Here is a 16,784-nt window from a genome sequence, read left to right as displayed (position 1 = left end):
GTCGGTGTCAGCCGTCCGCCCGCGACCGGGGAGCCGGTGCCGGCCGCCCGCCCCCGGCCACCGGTGCCATGCCGGCGGCACGGGGGCGCGGCTCGACCGCCGGGGCCGCGAAGGCGGCGCAGGCGACACAGACGAGGACGACGAACATGGCGGCCCGCAGGCCGATGTGGTCGCCGAGGAAGCCGAGACCGGGCGGCCCGACGAGGAAGGCGAGGTAGCCGATGGTGGCGACCAGACCGACCCGGGCCGTCGGGCCGGGCCCGGATTCCCCCGCGGCGGTCAGTGCGAGCGGGAAGCCGAGCGAGGCGCCCAGGCCCCACAACAGCACGGCGGCACCGGCCAGGACGGCGCTGTCGGAGACGATGACGACGAGCAGACCGAGTGCGCCGACGGTGGCACTGGCGCGTACGACGGCGGTGCGGCCGAAGCGGTCCAGGAAGAACGCCCCGGTGAAGCGGCCCAGGGTCATGGCGGCGGCGAACCCGGCGTAGACGAGGGAGCCGGTCGTGGCGTCCACGCCGTGGCCGTCGACCATCAGCAGGGGCAGCCAGTCGTTGGCGGAGCCCTCGGCCAGCGCCATGGCCAGCACGATCGCGCCGATGAGGAGGAGCTTCCCGTCCTTCCACACCGCCGGATGCGGTCCGCCGTCGTCGCCCCGTCCCGCCCCGCCGGGCGTGATGCGGCCGGTGCCCGCCGGGACGGCGCGCATCGCGTACAGGAAGAGTCCGGCGGCGAGCAGGGTGATTCCGGCCAGGTGCCAGTGCGCGGGCACCCCGGCGGCGGTGGCCGCCATGCCCGTGCCGGCCCCGAGAACGGTGCCCAGGCTGAAGCAGCCGTGCAGCGCGGGCAGGGTCGTCGTGCCGCTGATCCGCTCGACGTCCGTGCCGTCGACGTTCACGGCCACGTCGCTGGTCCCCATCCCCGCCCCGAACGCGCAGAGGCCCGCCGTCACCACGGGGACGGACGCGGCGGCGCTGCCCGCGCAGATCGTGGCCGTCCCGATGAGGAGCAGCACCGTTCCTCCGGCGATGACGGGCCGGGTCCCGTACCGGGAGACCAGCCGGCCCGAGGAGACGATGCCCAGCATCGAGCCGAGCGACAGGCCGAACAGCACCAGGCCCATCTGCGCCGTGGACACGCCCAGCCGGTCCCGGATCTCGGGCGTGCGCGTCACCCATGACGACATCGAGATCCCGGCGAGCAGGAAGAGCAGGAACAGCGCCTGGCGGCGCCGGGGCACGGCGCGGTACATGGGAGTGCTTCTCCGGGGAGCTGGGAGACGGTGAGGGGCCGGGGTACGGGACGGGGCATCGGTGCCGATTCCCGCCCGGCCCGGACCAACGTACAGGCTCGCCCCCATCGATGAAAGCGCATACAAAATAATGTCCGGCACCTCGCGCACCGGCTGGCCGCTCCTGCCGCACCGGCCCGCCCGGAGCCCGTGCCCGCGGCCCGAGCGCAGGCGGGTCCGTGGGCCCGCAGGCCCGGGAGGTCACACCGGCGCGGTCGTGCGGCCCAGCAGGGCGCCGATGTCGTAGGTCTCGTCCGGGGGCGGCGTGCTCGTGGGCACCGGCTTGTCGAAGGCCGAGAAGCCCACGACCGCGTCGGCCCCGTCGCCGCGCACCGTGATCCTCAGCGGGTACGGCTCGCCCGTGGCCGCGACGTACGTCGTCAGCGTCCGGTCGTCCCTCATCCGGGTCAGCGGGATCACCGGAGTCCCGGCGAGGGTGGTCTTGTGGCCCTTGTTCAGCGTTCCCCGGTCGTTGTCCGCGTTGTCGGCGACCAGCTTGCGGAACGTGTCCAGGTCGCAGCCGTCCGCCAGGCCGCGCAGTCGCGGATCGTCGGCCGAGCCCTTCATGTAACGCCCGTCGAGGATCGCGGCGAAGGCCGGACCGCCGCCCGGGACCTGGTTCTTCCAGAAGTCCGCGTCCGGCTTGACCCAGACGTCGTCGCCGCGCTTCACGATCCGGACCGAGCCCTGGCTCCGGCCGAGGTCCACCGAGCCGTTGCAGTTGCCGTCCCGGTCCAGGGTGAGTTCCAGCGTCATCGGCGGGCCGCCGTCGCCGAGGTCGCCGCGCGTGCTGAGGTGCAGGGAACGGGCGCTCAGCAGGGCGTCGCGGGAGCGGTCCGCGATCTGCTGCGCGGAGAGGTCGTCGATGCCGTCGTCGGCCCCCGCCACACCCCCGCCCAGGACGCCGCCGGTGATGCCCAGCGCGATGACGGCCGCCCGGACGGCCCGACGCGTGCGGATGCGTCGACCGGTCACGTCGCCTCCCTCGTAGGGCCCGTCGGGCCCGTTCAGGTGTGCGACCCGACGGTTCCGAGAGTACGCCGGGGGCGGATCGGCCGCGCGGCGGGAAGGGCGGCGGGGACGCGCGGTGGAGGACGCGGTGGACATGTGCGCAGAGTGATGTTCTGCCCGGTTTTGCGGCATGGAGGGTGGGGACGGTTGTCGGCGTACCGGTCCGCCGTCGCCGGGGCCGCCCCGGGCGGTCCGCCGGCGCCGGACCGCCACCGACGAGGAGGAACGGGAAGACATGAAGCTGTCGATGGGAAGCGCGTCCAGGGCGATGCTGCGGGGCGCCGTCGTGACGGGAGCGGCCGCCGCACTCGCGGTGCCCGTGACCGCCGCCACCGCCCTGACGCCCCCGGCCACACCGCCGGGCCTGTCCTGCGAGACCGGAAAGCACGAGATCGACGACTACACCGGCTTCGCGCTGTGCCGGAACAACGGCAACACGACGCAGACCTTCTGGGTGCACCTGGTCTGCGGCTGGTCCCCGGACGTGGACGGCGAACACGTCACGCTCAACCCCGGCCAGTCCGGCCAGTCCACCGCGCACTGCGGCAGCCTGGGCACCGGGATCGGGGAGATCACCGTCCAGCCGTAGGGCGCGCTCCGGGAGCGGCGTCGTCACCCAGCAGGCGCGGCAGCGCGTCCGCGAGCCGCTCCCGCAGCCGGTCGGGCCCGCCGTCCACCCACGGGTGGGCGGCGTGGAACGCGGCCCAGTCCACCGGCCAGTCCAGCACCGTCCGGGGCGTGAACCCCTCCGCGTGCGGGCCCAGCACGGTGCGCAGCAGGCGGAGCGGGAGCCGCGTCCCGGAGTGCTCCGCGAGCAGCACTGCGTCGTACAGGTCCTTGGCCGCCGACCGCCCCTCCGCCTCCTGGTCCTCGGCGAGCCACAACAGCTTCCAGGCCAGCGAGAGCCCCGGGTCCGCGGTGCGCACCGGCGTCGGCGGGCCGCCGTCACCGCGCGGGCAGGCCGTCCACACCGGGGCCCGGGGCAGCCGCTCGTCCCGGGCGAAGTCCATCCCCAGCTCGCCCGGCGGCAGCCCGTCGGCCCGCCAGGGCACGACGACCCGCACACCGGGCGTCTCGTACTCCCGGTACGTCCAGGTGTCGTCCGCCCGCACCCGGTCCGGATCGATGCGTATCCCCTCGGGCGGCGGCGGCCCGGCCGTCAGGGCGGCGACGACCTCGGCGAGGGTGGAGCGGGGCGTGTACATGCCCCCGAAGTCCGCGCACTCCCCGGACCCCTCGGAGTCCTCGGAGTCGTCGAGGTCCTCGGACTCGATCCAGTGCAGCCCCTCGGGCGCGAGCCGGGGCCGGGCACCGGCGGTCTCGTGGGACTCCTCGTCCGTCCACAGCTCGGGAGCGGCCGCGCCGTGCGCGGCTTCCGGCCAGTGCTGGACCGCCTCGGTCCCGGAGACGTACGGGTAGGGGTCGAGACGGTCGACGAAGTCCTTTGCCGACGGTTCGAACACCATCCAGTCCAGGTCGCCCGGCTCCCGCGCCGCCGCGCCCACCCATGCCCGGAGCGGGAAACTGCCGCGCAGGACCAGTTGGCCGCCCCACGGAGACCGGGTGATCACGCGCAGCAGGTGGTCCTGGACGGCGCGCCGGGCGGCCCGCCAGCGCGGGGCGAGCTCCGGGTCGTCGAACGCCGGCTCCCCGGGAACGGGGCGGTCGACCGCGCTCACGGTGCCACCCCGACCCGCTCGTCGATCCAGCCCGCGTCCACCGCCGGATGGTCGTCGTGCACCACGAACTCCTCCTCGGTCTCCAGTACTTCGAGCCCGGCGTCGTCCAGCGCGCGCAGGAGCGCGTCGAGCCGGGCCCGGGCCCCGGACCGGCCCACCGCGCGGCAGCGCTGCGTGACGAACCGCTCGTGACGCCCCGGGCCGTCGGCGCGGCGGGCGTTGCGCGACAGATGCGCGCCGTGGCGCTCGGCCGCGGCCCGTGCGGCGAGGAGGTCGGCCCCGCCGGAGAGCAGCAGCTTGACATGGTGCTCGAAGTGGCAGTGCGGGGACAGCGCGGCGGCCTCGCCGGCCGTCCGGGGCACGTCCTCGTTCCACGGCGCGGCCTCGATCTTCACCCGGACGACCGGGAACCCCGCCGCGCGCAGCGCCTGCGCGCGGAGCCCCGCGGCGGCCCGCTGCCCGGAGAGCGAGCCCCGGCCCCGCTCGGTCAGCATGGGCTGGTCCGGCACGGCGCCGCGGTCCAGGACGATACGGGTGAGCTTCAGGCCGTGCCGCCGGGCCCAGCGCGCCAGCCGGGCGCACTCCTCCGCATCGTCGGCACCGGGATCGAACCGCACCGTCAGATGCGTCTCGAACTCGCCCTCGAACTCCGCTTCCACACGCCCTCCAGCAGTGCCCTCGCCACCCACGCCCGGACCGTCCCGGCCCGTTCCCACCGGCAGAACGTAACAAGCGGCACCGACACTCCCCGGCCCCTCACCGATGTGCCGACGGCCGCGCCGCCCGACGCGCCGCCCGGCGCACCGTCCGGCCACTTTCCACCGAACGGTTGAGCGGACCGCTCACTTCTCGTTACCCTCCGGTAAGTTCGGTCGGGCCCACAGCGGGACCACAGACGCGTCGCGCGCCTCTGCCGATACGAGGAAGGCGGTCAGCCCATGTCCTCAACGGAAGCCGTGAGAACCACCGAGCCGGCCGGTCCGGCCGGACTGGCCGACAGCGCACGGGAGCTGGCCGAGGGCACCACCACCTCGACCGAGCAGGTGTCCGCGGCGCTGCGCCGCATCGAGGCGAGCCAACCCGTCCTCAACGCCTTCCGGCACCTGCGCGCCGATGCCGCGCTCGCCGAGGCCGCCGAGGCCGACCGCCGGCTCGCGGCGGGGGAGCGGCTGCCCCTGCTCGGCGTACCGGTCGCGGTCAAGGACGACACCGACGTCGCGGGGATGCCCACCCACTTCGGCTGCGGCGGCGACCTGCCCGTAGCCGCCGCCGACAGCGAGGCCGTACGCAGACTGCGCGCCGCCGGGGCCGTGATCGTCGGGAAGACCAACTCCTGCGAACTCGGCCAGTGGCCGTTCACCGAGGGGCCCGCGTTCGGCGCCACCCGCAACCCGTGGCACACCGGCCACACCCCCGGCGGATCGTCCGGCGGCTCGGCGGCGGCCGTCGCGGCCGGTCTCGTGCCCGCCGCGCTCGGCTCGGACGGCGCCGGCTCCGTCCGCATCCCGGCGGCCTGGACCCATCTCGTCGGCATCAAGCCCCAGCGCGGCCGGATCTCCGGCCACCCGCACAGCGACGCCTTCCAGGGCCTGACCGTCAACGGACCGCTCGCCAGGACCGTCGCCGACGCCGCGCTGCTGCTCGACGCGGTCGCCGGGACCCACCCCGACGACCCGCACCGCCCGCCGCCCGTCGACGCCTCGGCCGCCGCCCGCCGCGACCCCGGCAGACTGCGGGTGGCGATCGCCTGGCGCCCCCCGTTCACCTTCACCGGCTCCGAACCCCACCCCGATGTGCGCCGCGCCGTCACCGCACTGGCCGAAACCCTCGCCCGGCTCGGTCACGACGTCGAGGAGGCCCGGCCCCGCTACGGACTGATCGGCCTGGGCTTCGTACCCCGGGCCACCGCCGGGATCGCCGAACTCGCCGCCCGCCACCCCGACCCCGCGCTCCTCGACCCGCGCACCCGCAGCGCGCTGCGCACCGGCGCCCGGCTCGGCGGCCGGGTGGTGCGGGCGGCCAGGGAACGCGAGGTGCGCCAGCACCACCGGATCGGCGCGTTCTTCCGCACCTCCCGCACCGGCACCGGCCACTCCCGCACCGGCTACGACGTGCTGCTCACCCCGACGACCGCGCTGCCGCCGCCCCCGATCGGCCGGTTCGACGGGCTCAGCGCCTGGCGCACCGACCTGGCGATGACCGAGGCGTGCCCGTACGCCTGGCCCTGGAACGTGCTGGGCTGGCCCGGCATCAACGTGCCGGCGGGCTTCACCGGCGCCGGGCTGCCCGTCGGCGCCCAGCTGCTCGGCCCGTCCCGCAGCGAGGAACGGCTGATCTCCCTCGCCGCGCAGCTGGAGGCGGACCGGCGGTGGTACGAGCTCCGGCCACCCGCCGCCACGGCCGTCCCCGGGGCCGGCTGACCACCGCGCGCCCGCTCCGCATCCACCCGCCGCCCGGCCGCGCACCCGCCCGCGCGGGCCCGGCCGCCACGGCCGCCCGGTCGCGGTCGCTCGCACCGGAGCGTGAAAACCGGGACCATGGATGTGGAATGGATGGGTGGTGAACCGTATGGCGCGTGCAGGCCCACAGCCGGAGCCCTGCCCCGAACCGGTGCCGCCCAGCGCCCCCCGGCACACCCACGACGCGGCGAACGACGCGACCGCGGTGGTCGCCGGCACCGGCACGATCGTCGGCTGGACGCACAGCGCGCAGGAACTGCTGGGCTACCGCGCCGTGGACGTGGTCGGGCGGTCCGCCGGCTTTCTGCTCGCCATGCCCGAGGACCCGGTCCGGGTGGCGGGCATCGCCGAACGGTGCCGGGCCGGCGTGGGATGGAGCGGCGTCGCCGAGGTGCGGCGGAGCGACGGCCGCCGGATCGAGGTGGACCTGCGGGTCTCGGCCTCCTTCCACCTGGACGGGCGGGAGTGCTTCCTGGTCTCGGGACGCGAACGGCGCCCGGAGTGGACGGTCGGCCAGTCCGTGCTGGACGCCTTCCTGACCAGCTCCCCGATCGGCATGGCCGTGCTGAACCCGAGCCTGCGCTACCTGTGGATGAACGACACCCTGGAACGCTTCGGCGGCGTCCCGCGCGAACAGCGCCTGGGCCGCCGGCTGAGCGAGGTGCTGCCGGGGCTGGAGGCCGACGCCATCGAGACGCTGATGCGCGGGGTGCTGGACACCGGGGTCCCCGTCATCGACTACGAGTACCTGGGCTGGAGCTGGGCCGATCCGCGCCGCAAGCGCGCCTACTCCACGTCGTTCTTCCCGCTGACCGACGGCGACGGCAACGTCACCGGCATGTGCTACATGGTCCTGGACGTCACCGACCGGTGGAAGGCACAGCAGCGCCTGGCCCTGGTCAACGACGCCGGGGCCGCGATCGGCTCCACCCTGGACGTGATGCGCACGGCCCAGGAGCTGGCCGACTTCGCGGTGTCGCGCTTCGCCGACTTCGTCATCGTGGACCTGCTGGAACCGGTCGCCAGCCCCGACGAACCCGCCCCGTGGCCGCTGGGCCCGGGACTGTCCCGCGCGGACCTCGCCCGCTCCCGCGCCGTCGACCCCTCGCTCCGGCCGAAGATGCGCCGGGCCGGGATGAGTTCGGTGCGCGAGGGCTGCCCGGAGGCGGTGGGCCGGATCGGGGACCGGGTCGACTTCATGCCCCCGCCCCACGACATCCGGTTCCTCATCGACGGCGAGCCCGTCCTCGTCCCGGTCCTCGACCCGGACAGCCACGCCTGGACGGCCGAACAGCCGGCCAGGGCGGCGAGCATCCGGGAGTTCAAACTGCACTCCCTCATCTGCGTACCGATGCGGGCCCGGGACACGGTGCTCGGCCTGGTCACCTTCGTACGGTCGGTGAACCCCGCCCCCTTCGAACCGGACGACGTGCTCCCGGCCCGCGAAATGGTGGCGCGGGCCGCGGTGTGCGTGGACAACGCCCGCCGCTACACCCGCGAGCACGCCGCGGCCCTGACCCTCCAGCGCAGCCTGCTCCCGCACACCCTGCCCGGCGGCATGGCACTGGACGTGGCCTCGTCCTACCTCCCGGCGGACGCCAAGGACGGTGTCGGGGGAGACTGGTTCGACGTCATCCCGCTGTCCGGCGCCCGGGTCGCCCTGGTCGTCGGCGACGTCGTCGGACACGGCATCGCCGCGGCCGCGACCATGGGCCGGCTGCGCACCGCGGTGCACACCCTCGCCGACATGGACCTGCCCCCCGACGAACTGCTGGCCCACCTCGACGACCTCGTGCTCCGCCTCAGCGAGGAGGAACCCGAGAACGGGACGCGCGGCACCCCGGTGCTCGGCGCCACCTGCCTGTACGCCGTCTACGACCCGGTCACCCAGCTCTGCACCATGGCGCGCGCCGGCCACCCGCCGCCCGTCGTCGTCTCCCCGGACGGGCGCGTCGCCTTCCTCGAACTGCCCGCCGGACCCCCGCTGGGCCTGGGCGGGATGCCCTTCGAGACGGCGGAGGCCGAACTGCCCGAGGGGAGCCTGATCGGCCTCTACACCGACGGGCTCATCGAGGGCCGGGAGCAGGACGCCGACCTCGGCATGTCCCGCCTCGGCGGGGCCCTGGCCCAGCGCGGACTGTCCCTCGACGCGCTGTGCGCGACGGTCGTGGAACAGCTGGTCCCCGTGCCCCAGCCCGACGACGTCGCCCTGCTGCTCGCCCGTACGCACGAACTGGGCGCCGACCACGTCGCCTCCTGGGAGGTGCCCTCCGACCCGGCCGCCGTCGCCGGTGTCCGGGCCCGGACCGCCCGCCTGCTGAGCACCTGGGGTCTGGAGGAGCTCCAGATGACGACCGAGCTGATCGTCAGCGAGCTCGTCACCAACGCGGTGCGCTACGCGACCGGCCCCATCCGGCTCCGGCTGCTGCGCCAGTCCGTCCTGATCTGCGAGGTCTCCGACACCAGCAGCACCTCGCCCCGTCTCAGGCACGCCCGGACCACGGACGAGGGCGGTCGCGGCCTCTTCCTCGTCGCCCAGCTCACCCACCGCTGGGGCACCCGCTACACGCCCGAGGGAAAGATCATCTGGACCGAGCAGGAGATCCCGCCCGCCGGACGGGAACTCCGGTCCGACGAGGAGGAATCGGGCGCGGGGGAAGACGGACCGGGCACCGGCGAGGAGGAACTCCCCGCGACGGAGCGGTAGTTCCCCCCCTGCCGGGCCGGAGAGCTGAGACCGTCGGTCGCCGAAGGCCCCCGGACCCGTCATGCGGCGGACGGTCCGTCATGCGGCGGGACGGGCCCGTACCGGCGAACCGCCCCGGACCCGTCCCGTTCCGTCCTGCCCCGGACCCGTACCCGTCCCGTTCCGTTCCGTTCCGTTCCGTTCCGTCACGGCACCCGGGCGGTCCACTCCTCGGTGCCGAACTTCGTCCGTACGAGCTCCTCGGCCCGCGCCATCTCCTCGTCCGTCACCTCGCCCCGGGTGAGCCCGTGCCGGGTGCGGAAGGAGTCGATCATCCGCTCGATGACGGCCTCGCGCGCCAGTCCCGTCTGGCGGCGCAGCGGGTCCACCCGCTTCTTCGCGCTCCTGGTGCCCTTGTCGGACAGCTTCTCCTTGCCGATCCGCAGGACTTCGAGCATCTTGTCGGCGTCGATGTCGTACGACATGGTCACGTGGTGGAGCACGGCGCCGTCCCCGCCGACCACCCGCTTCTGCGCCGCGCCCGCGATCTTCCCGGCCTCCGTGGCGATGTCGTTGAGCGGCTGGTACCAGGCCTTGATGCCCATGTCGGCCAGGGCACCGAGCACCCAGTCGTCGAGATAGGCGTAGCTGTCGGCGAACGAGAGCCCGGAGACCAGGGCCTCCGGGACGGAGAGCGAGTACGTGATGGTGTTGCCGGGTTCCACGAACATGGCCCCGCCGCCGGACACCCGGCGCACGACCGTGACGCCGTGGCGTTCGGCACCCTGCGGGTCGACCTCGTTGCGCAGGGACTGGAAGCTGCCGATGATCACGGCGGGGGAGGCCCACTCCCAGACCCGGAGCGTGGGCGGGCGGCGGCCCGCGGCGACCTCGGCGGTGATGACCTCGTCGAGCGCCATGTGGAGCGCGGGGGACTGCGGGGCCTCGTGGATGAGCTGCCAGTCGTAGTCGCTCCACTCGGTGGCCTGCGCGAGGGCCCGGCGCACGGCTACGGCGACGCCCTCGGAGGTGAGGCCGAGCATCACGGTCGAGGCGGGGAGCGCCGCGTCGATACGGGCGGCGAGGCCCGCGGTGTCGGTGTTGGCCGGGGCGCCCTCCAGCGCCTCGTCGATCGCGAGGATCGCCTCGTCCGGTTCCAGGAAGAAGTCCCCGGCCACCCGTACGTTGCGCAGCGCCCCGCCCTCGACGTCCAGATCCACCACGACGAGCTTGCCGCCGGGGACCTTGTACTCACCGTGCACAGCCATGCCTCCCGTTCCGTCCGGCCCACATCTTCGCAAACCGGTACCGACCAGGAACAACATCACCGCCGCACGGTTTAGTCCGCGCCCCCGCCCCGGAGGGGGCCGGACGAGGCGTCCCGGCCGTGAGGAAATCCCTCCGTGCCGGGCCGCCGCACGGCGGGGAACGGGCGAAGTAATAGCAGTCTGAGGAATGCCTTAAGGCATCCATAAGAATTGCCCGATAAGGCTTCCACCCGCCGGATATCCGGGTTTCGAGGGTTAGGTTGCTGATCGCCGGACCGCAGGACTCCGTACCGGGAGACCGCCCGGTACCCCCGTCCCCAAACACCACCGCAGGGTTGAGGAGTTCGTCCCATGACGTTTTACCGCAAGGCCGCAGCATGCGCCGGAGCCGGTTCCGCAGCACTTTTCCTGACCGTTTCGCTGAGTGCTCCGGCGGCGGCGCACGGGTCGATGACGGATCCGGTGAGCCGGGTCTCCGCCTGTTACGCGGAGGGTGTGGAGTCGCCGCGGTCGGCGGCGTGCAAGGCGGCCGTCGCGGCGAGCGGGAAGCAGGCCTTCTACGACTGGAACGCGGTCAACATCGCGAACGCGGCCGGGAAGTCGAAGCAGATCATCCCGGACGGCAAGCTGTGCAGTGCGGCCAACGAGAAGTACCGGGGCCTGGACCTGCCGCGGGCGGACTGGCCGTCGACGAAGATGTCCGCGGGCGGCCACACCTTCCGCTACAAGGGCACCGCCCCGCACAAGGGCTCCTTCGCGCTGTACATCACGAAGGACTCCTACGACCCGACGAAGCCGCTGAAGTGGTCGGACCTGGAGACGAAGCCCTTCGTGGAGGTCGCCGACCCGAGGATGGAGAACGGCGACTACGTCTTCCGGGGCGATGTCCCCGCGAGGTCCGGCCGCCACCTCATCTACTCGATCTGGCAGCGCTCCGACTCCCCCGAGGCGTTCTACACCTGCTCGGACGTGGTCTTCGGCAAGGACAGCGGCGCCAAGGGGCCCGCACAGCAGGCGACCGCCCCCACCGACGAGGAGATCGCGGCCGGGGCCGGCAAGTCCTCCGTCACGCACCGGGGCCACGGCGGCCAGGACAAGCCGGCCCCGGCCGGCAAGGACGGGGGCAGCGGGAAGCCGGACGCGGCGGCACCCGGCACCACGACGGGCGGGAGCAACACGCCCGAGGCGAACAGCGCCGCCGAGAAGACCGGAGTCGAACTCGCCGAGACCGGCGGCGACAGCACCACCCCGGTCATCGCCGTCGCCGGAGCCGCCGTGCTGGCGATCGGAGCGGCCTCGGTCTTCGCCCTGGGCCGCCGCCGCGGAGCGACCGGCGGACGCTGAGACCGTACCGACCGCGCCCGGGGCCCGCGGCAGGGCCCCGGCGACGGGCGGACCGTAGGCAATCACCCACCCGCGCCCGCCCGTACCGGTGTCGGCGGGCGCGGCACCGGCACCGGCACCGGCACCGGTGCGAGCGGACGGGCAGGCAGGACACCGTGGTTCAGGAGAGAAGCGTCGTCGTGAACAACAGACCACCCCGAGGGGCAGACCGTCTCGCCGTCGTCTTCGACGCCCTCCCCGACGGCCTCGTGATCGTCAACAGCAACGGCACGGTCGTCGACGCGAACGCCGTGGCCCTCGGCATGTTCGAGACCCCCGGCACCGCCCTCGTCGGCCGCGGGCTCCTCGACATCCTGCCCGGCTTCGAATCGCGCCTGCTCCCCGGCTCGATGCTGCTGCCCGAGGACGCCGACGCGTGGGGGCGCACGAAGCCCGCCCGGACGACCGCGCGACGCCCCGACGGCCACGAGTTCCTCGCCGAGATCACCAACGTCTACCTGGACACCGGGACCGGCCACCGGGACCCGTACCGGGCGCACACCGGCGAGGAACTGCTCATGCTCGTGCTGCGGGACCTCACCGGCACCCTCGACACCGAGGCCGAACTGACCCGCTCGCAGCAGCAGACGGAGATGATCCTGCGCGCCGTGACCGAGGGGGTCGTCGGCACCGACGTCCACGGGAGGATCGTCCTGGTCAACCCCGCCGCCGCACAGATCCTCGGCTATCGGGCCAGCCGGCTCGGCGGCCGGGAACTGCACTCCCTGGCGCTGCACTCGCGGGCGGACGGCGGCCCGTTCCCGTACGACGAGTCGCCGCTCGCCGACACCCTCCGCTCGGGTCGCAAGCACCGGGTGCGCGGGCAGGCGCTGTGGACGAAGGAGGGCACCCGGGTGCCCGTCGACATCACCACCGCTCCGGTGCGCGACGGCGGCCAGCTCGTCGGCGCCGTGATGACGTTCACCGACCGCAGCGCCTGCGAACAGCTGGTGCTGACCCACGGCGCCGAACTCGCCGAACGTGAAGAGCGGCACGCGGACGAACTGGACCGGCACCGGGAGGACCGGGCGAGCCTGTCCGTCCGGAACGAACAGCTGACGGCCGCCCTGGAGGAGGCGGTACGCGGACCGTTGACGGAGATGCACACCGAACTCGCCACCCTGGCCGCCGACAACGCGGGCCACCTCTGGCCGGAGGCCGGCCAGGCCATGCACCGGCTGGCGGCCGGGCACGCCCGGATGGTGGCCCTGCTCGACAACGTCCTGGGCAGCCAGCGACTCGACACGGGCGCCGAGGAACTGCGCATGGAACAGGTGCGGTTGGACGGTGTCGTGGAAGCCGGCGTCGCCGCGGCCGCCGAACTCATCGGCGCCAACCGGGCCCGGTTCACCGTGCACACGGCGCCGATCGGGGCGGAGGCGGACGCGGAACGGCTCACGACGGCACTCGCCCACCTCCTCGCGGACGTCGCGGGAGTCGACTCGGCGGGCCGGAACCGGCTGGCCCGCACCACGGATTCCGGGAGCGCCGTCCCGGCGATCGTCGTCGCCCTCGCACAGCGGGGGAACACCGCACGGATCGAGGTCCGCGGCCCGTACGCCGGAGGGGACCCCGTCCACCAGCCCATCGTGCGGGGGATCGTCGCCGCGCACGGCGGAGTGGTGCAGGCGCACGGGGGGACGGGGGAGGACGAAGGGGTCTACGTCCTCGAAGTACCGCTCGGCACACGGGAGACGGCCCCCGCGCCGGCGGCCGGGATCCCCGGCCCGCGCACGGGCACGCTCCCCGGGAGGACGACGGGCACCCGCGGCGGCAGACACCAGCGCACCCGTGCCGAGACCCCCGGACCCGGCACGGAGCACCCCGGCCCGACCGGCCGCCGCAGGGGCAGGACCCCGCTCCCCGCCGCGTCGGAGACCGAGGACCGCTGGGACGCGGTCACGGTGCCCGGCGAGCCGAGCGGACGACGCCGGGGCCGACCCGCCGAGACCGTCGGTCCGACCGGCGCCGAGGGGACCGGGGAATACGCCGCGCCGGGGGACAGGGTGCCCCCGACGGGCATCGGGCCCGTCGCGGCGGCCGCCCCCGCCGAACGGCACGAGGGCGAACTCCCCGCGCCGCGGCACGCGTTCACACCGGCACAGCGGTGGACGGACACGACCATGGGCGATTCCGGACCGATCCCGATGCTGCCGGCCCCACCCGTACTCGTCCCGACGGCCCTTCCCGTGCACGACGAGGACCCCTACCCCGTCACGGAGTACGAGCGGCACGGCGACCGCGCGCCCGGGCACCTCGATCTGCTGCCCGCACCGGCCGGCCCCCGGCGGCCCCTGCGCGGCCCGGACCTCCCCGGCGACGGCGGGGCCGCGCACCTGCTCCCCGCCGTCCCGTACTCCGGGCAGTACTCCGGACCGGCCGGCGGCGGACCCTGGTGAAACGGCAGTGGTGAAACGGCTGTGCGGAACAGCCGTGGTGAAGCGGGCGCGGTGACCGCCCGGACCGGCACCGGGCACGGGCGGATCACCCCCGTCCGTCTCCCCGCCGCCCGTCCCGTACGTGTTCCCCCGCCACCCCGCCCCCGTACGTGTTCCCCGCGGCCCCGTCCCGCGGCCCGACGAAACGGCTCGACCCTGGAATTCGACATACGCGCCGCTCGCATCGCCCAGCACCGGGCGATGCGGGCCGTCGCCGTGCGGGGCCCGAAGGATCCGGTCGCCCTCGGCCTGCTCGCGGACGCGGCCCGCGCGGCCGTGCGGGCCTGGGACGCCGGCCACCGGGTTGTCGACGTCCACCCCCGCAGGACGGCGAGGGGCGCCGCCCGCCCGTCCGGCCGACTGTCCGCCTGACGTCCCGTGCGCCCGGCACCCGACGGCCCGGACCGGGGTCAGCGGCGACCGGACCGGGACCGTCCCGGCACGGTCCCGGCAACGGCGCGCCTCCCGCGCCGGCCCGAACCGCGATGGCGCCGCTGCCCCTGCCCGGAGCGCCGGCCGTCGAGCTGGATGCGGATGCGGATCTCCGCGCCGCCGAGCACCGAGCGGCCGATGCGCACGTCGCCGCCCGTGTCCTCGGCCAGCCGTCGCACGATGTCCAGACCGAGCCCCGTCGAACCGCTCCGGGCACCGCTGTTGCCGCGGGTGAGGGCCGCTTCCGGGTCGTCGATGCCCGGACCCGCGTCCGAGACCAGCACGATCACCGAGTACCCGCCGCCGTGCACGTCGACCGAGAAGGCGGTGCCCTCCGGGGTGTGCCGGAACACATTGCCGAACAGTGCGTCGAGGGCGGCCACCAGATCGGCGCGGGCGACGGGGACGTGCACCGGACGGTCGACACCGGCGACCCGGACCCCGCGCCCCTCGTCCTCCGCCAGCGCGGACCAGAACTCCATCCGTTCCCGGATCACCATGGCCGCGTCGCAGCCCGCCACGGGGGCGGCGGCCGTCGCCTGCGGCCTGGCCTCGCGCGCCGTGCGGATGATCATGTCCACCTCGTGCTCCAGCTGGTCCACGGCGGCCCGCGTCTGGTCCGCGGCCGGATCGCCGCCCAGCGAGGCGGTGTTCAGGCGCAGCACGGTCAGGGGAGTGCGCAGCCGGTGCGAGAGGTCCGCCGCGAGCTCCCGCTCGTTGGCGAGGAGCTGGAGCAACTGGTCCGCCATGGAGTTGAAGGCGACGGCGGCCTGTTCGAGCTCCGCCGGTCCGCTCTCGGGGACCCGCACGTCGAGTCTGCCCTCGCCCAGCTCATGGGCGGCGCTCGCCAGTCGGGCGGCGGGCCGGGTCATGCGCGCGCCCAGCCGGTCCGCGACCGCGATCGAACCGGCGACCAGTGCGACGCCCACCCCGGCGAGCATGATCCAGGCGGTGGTCACACCACTGCCGACCTCGTCCTCGGGCACGAACACCTCGACGATCGCGGTCCTCCCGGAACGCAACGCGAAGGGCGTCATGAGCGCCGAGCCGCCCGGCACCTTCGCGACCGACTCACGGCCCAGTTCGCGGGTGGCCGCGATCTCCCCGTCCGTCGCCCGGGAGCGGCCGATCTCCAGTGCGGCGCGGGTGTCGTCGCCCGGGACGTGCACGGTCACCCGGCCCTGCGCACCGGCCTCGGTGGACATGACGGCCCGGGTCAACTGCTCCCGGTCCGCGGTGATGGAGAGCGTGGGGCCGATCGCGGCCGCCTGCCGCTCGGCGTCGGAGAACGCCCGGTCCGACGCCATCTCCCGGATGACCAGACCGAGCGGGACGGCGAAGGCCACCACGACCATCGTGGTGACCGCGAGACAGATCCTGACCAGGGCCCATCTCACAGCGGGGCTTCCAGCTTCACTCCCACCCCGCGGAAGGTGTGCAGATAACGCGGCCTGGCGGCGGACTCGCCCAGCTTCCGGCGCAGCCACGACAGATGGACGTCGATGGTCTGGTCGTCGCCGTACGGCTGCCGCCACACCTCGGCCAGGAGCTCCTTGCGGGACACGACGACCCCGGGCCGCTCGGTGAGGAACGCGAGCAGGTCGAACTCCCTTCGGGTCAGGACGAGTTGGACGCCGTCCAGGGTCGCCTGCCGGCGCAGCGGGTCGATGGCGAGGCCGCCGACCCGGAGCACCTGCGACGGCGGCGCCTCGCCGGTGCGGCCCGTGCCGGCGCGCCGCAGCACCGCGGCGATGCGCGCCGAGAGGTGCTCGACGGAGAACGGCTTGGTGATGTAGTCGTCGGCGCCGTCGTTGAGCAGCCGGATGATCTCGGCCTCGTCGTCCCGGGCGGTCGCGATGATCACGGGCACGTCGGTGATGCCGCGCAGCATCTTCAACGCCTTGGCGCCGTCCAGGTCGGGCAGCCCGAGGTCCAGGATGACCACGTCGAACCGGGAACGGGAGACTTCGCGCAGCGCCTCGAGGGCCGTACCGACGTTCCACACGACATGGGAGGCATCGGTCAGGTGCCGGATGAGGGCAGAGCGTACGAAACGGTCGTCCTCGACGACGAGCACACCAGCCATGGGGGAAATCGTATGCTATTCAACGAAGTGTTCCCCGCTGTACCGGCCAGG

General features: G+C 74.2%; 13 protein-coding genes. 6 read left to right on the top strand and 7 right to left on the bottom strand.

The window, feature by feature from the left end; genetic code table 11:
* Nucleotides 1–7 precede the first annotated feature (7 nt).
* Entirely contained in the window at nucleotides 8–1,321 is a 1,314-nt protein-coding gene (locus ABZZ04_RS19785) for an MFS transporter (RefSeq protein ID WP_356933571.1), read from the bottom strand.
* Between the two features lie 171 nt (nucleotides 1,322–1,492).
* On the bottom strand, nucleotides 1,493–2,266 hold the full coding sequence (locus tag ABZZ04_RS19780; protein WP_356933496.1) for a hypothetical protein: 774 nt from the start codon (nucleotides 2,264–2,266) through the stop codon (nucleotides 1,493–1,495).
* A 271-nt stretch (nucleotides 2,267–2,537) separates the two neighbouring features.
* Between ABZZ04_RS19780 and ABZZ04_RS19775 the strand changes: the two genes are divergently transcribed.
* On the top strand, nucleotides 2,538–2,891 hold the full coding sequence (locus ABZZ04_RS19775; protein ID WP_356933495.1) for a hypothetical protein: 354 nt from the start codon (nucleotides 2,538–2,540) through the stop codon (nucleotides 2,889–2,891).
* Here the strand turns inward: ABZZ04_RS19775 and ABZZ04_RS19770 are convergent.
* Both ABZZ04_RS19770 and ABZZ04_RS19765 read right to left on the bottom strand, forming a co-directional pair.
* Complete coding sequence (locus tag ABZZ04_RS19770; RefSeq protein ID WP_356933494.1) at nucleotides 2,875–3,981, bottom strand: nucleotidyl transferase AbiEii/AbiGii toxin family protein; 1,107 nt, start codon at nucleotides 3,979–3,981, stop codon at nucleotides 2,875–2,877. The genes ABZZ04_RS19775 and ABZZ04_RS19770 overlap by 17 nt on opposite strands.
* Entirely contained in the window at nucleotides 3,978–4,640 is a 663-nt protein-coding gene (locus ABZZ04_RS19765) for a hypothetical protein (protein WP_356933493.1), read from the bottom strand. Before ABZZ04_RS19765 ends, ABZZ04_RS19770 begins: the two co-directional genes overlap by 4 nt.
* Nucleotides 4,641–4,919: 279 nt before the next feature.
* Here ABZZ04_RS19765 and ABZZ04_RS19760 point away from each other — a divergent pair, with 279 nt between their 5' ends.
* Nucleotides 4,920–6,401, top strand: coding sequence for an amidase (locus tag ABZZ04_RS19760; protein ID WP_356933492.1), 1,482 nt, complete (start codon nucleotides 4,920–4,922; stop codon nucleotides 6,399–6,401).
* A gap of 148 nt (nucleotides 6,402–6,549) precedes the next feature.
* Complete coding sequence (locus ABZZ04_RS19755; protein WP_356933491.1) at nucleotides 6,550–9,147, top strand: SpoIIE family protein phosphatase; 2,598 nt, start codon at nucleotides 6,550–6,552, stop codon at nucleotides 9,145–9,147.
* A 185-nt stretch (nucleotides 9,148–9,332) separates the two neighbouring features.
* Here the strand turns inward: ABZZ04_RS19755 and ABZZ04_RS19750 are convergent, their stop codons facing one another.
* Nucleotides 9,333–10,388: a biotin/lipoate A/B protein ligase family protein gene (locus tag ABZZ04_RS19750; RefSeq protein ID WP_356933570.1), complete on the bottom strand. Its 1,056-nt coding sequence runs from the start codon at nucleotides 10,386–10,388 to the stop codon at nucleotides 9,333–9,335.
* A 357-nt stretch (nucleotides 10,389–10,745) separates the two neighbouring features.
* Between ABZZ04_RS19750 and ABZZ04_RS19745 the strand changes: the two genes are divergently transcribed.
* The 3 genes from ABZZ04_RS19745 (at nucleotide 10,746) to ABZZ04_RS19735 (ending at nucleotide 14,587) form a co-directional block, all read left to right on the top strand.
* Entirely contained in the window at nucleotides 10,746–11,738 is a 993-nt protein-coding gene (locus tag ABZZ04_RS19745) for a lytic polysaccharide monooxygenase (RefSeq protein WP_356933490.1), read from the top strand.
* 179 nt (nucleotides 11,739–11,917) lie between these two features.
* Nucleotides 11,918–14,176, top strand: coding sequence for a PAS domain-containing protein (locus ABZZ04_RS19740; protein ID WP_356933489.1), 2,259 nt, complete (start codon nucleotides 11,918–11,920; stop codon nucleotides 14,174–14,176).
* Between the two features lie 240 nt (nucleotides 14,177–14,416).
* Entirely contained in the window at nucleotides 14,417–14,587 is a 171-nt protein-coding gene (locus tag ABZZ04_RS19735) for a hypothetical protein (protein WP_356933488.1), read from the top strand.
* Between the two features lie 38 nt (nucleotides 14,588–14,625).
* Here the strand turns inward: ABZZ04_RS19735 and ABZZ04_RS19730 are convergent, their stop codons facing one another.
* Together ABZZ04_RS19730 and ABZZ04_RS19725 are read right to left on the bottom strand one after the other, a co-directional pair.
* Entirely contained in the window at nucleotides 14,626–16,044 is a 1,419-nt protein-coding gene (locus ABZZ04_RS19730) for a HAMP domain-containing sensor histidine kinase (RefSeq protein WP_356933487.1), read from the bottom strand.
* A complete protein-coding gene (locus ABZZ04_RS19725) occupies nucleotides 16,041–16,733 on the bottom strand; it encodes a response regulator transcription factor (protein WP_356933486.1) in 693 nt (230 codons plus the stop codon). The genes ABZZ04_RS19730 and ABZZ04_RS19725 overlap by 4 nt, the downstream gene beginning before the upstream one ends.
* Nucleotides 16,734–16,784 lie beyond the last annotated feature (51 nt).

This window comes from Streptomyces sp. NPDC006435 (assembly GCF_040612315.1).
Taxonomy (GTDB): Bacteria; Actinomycetota; Actinomycetes; order Streptomycetales; family Streptomycetaceae; genus Streptomyces.
Note: the sequence above shows the minus strand (reverse complement) of the source record. Positions and strands in the feature narration are given on the sequence as shown.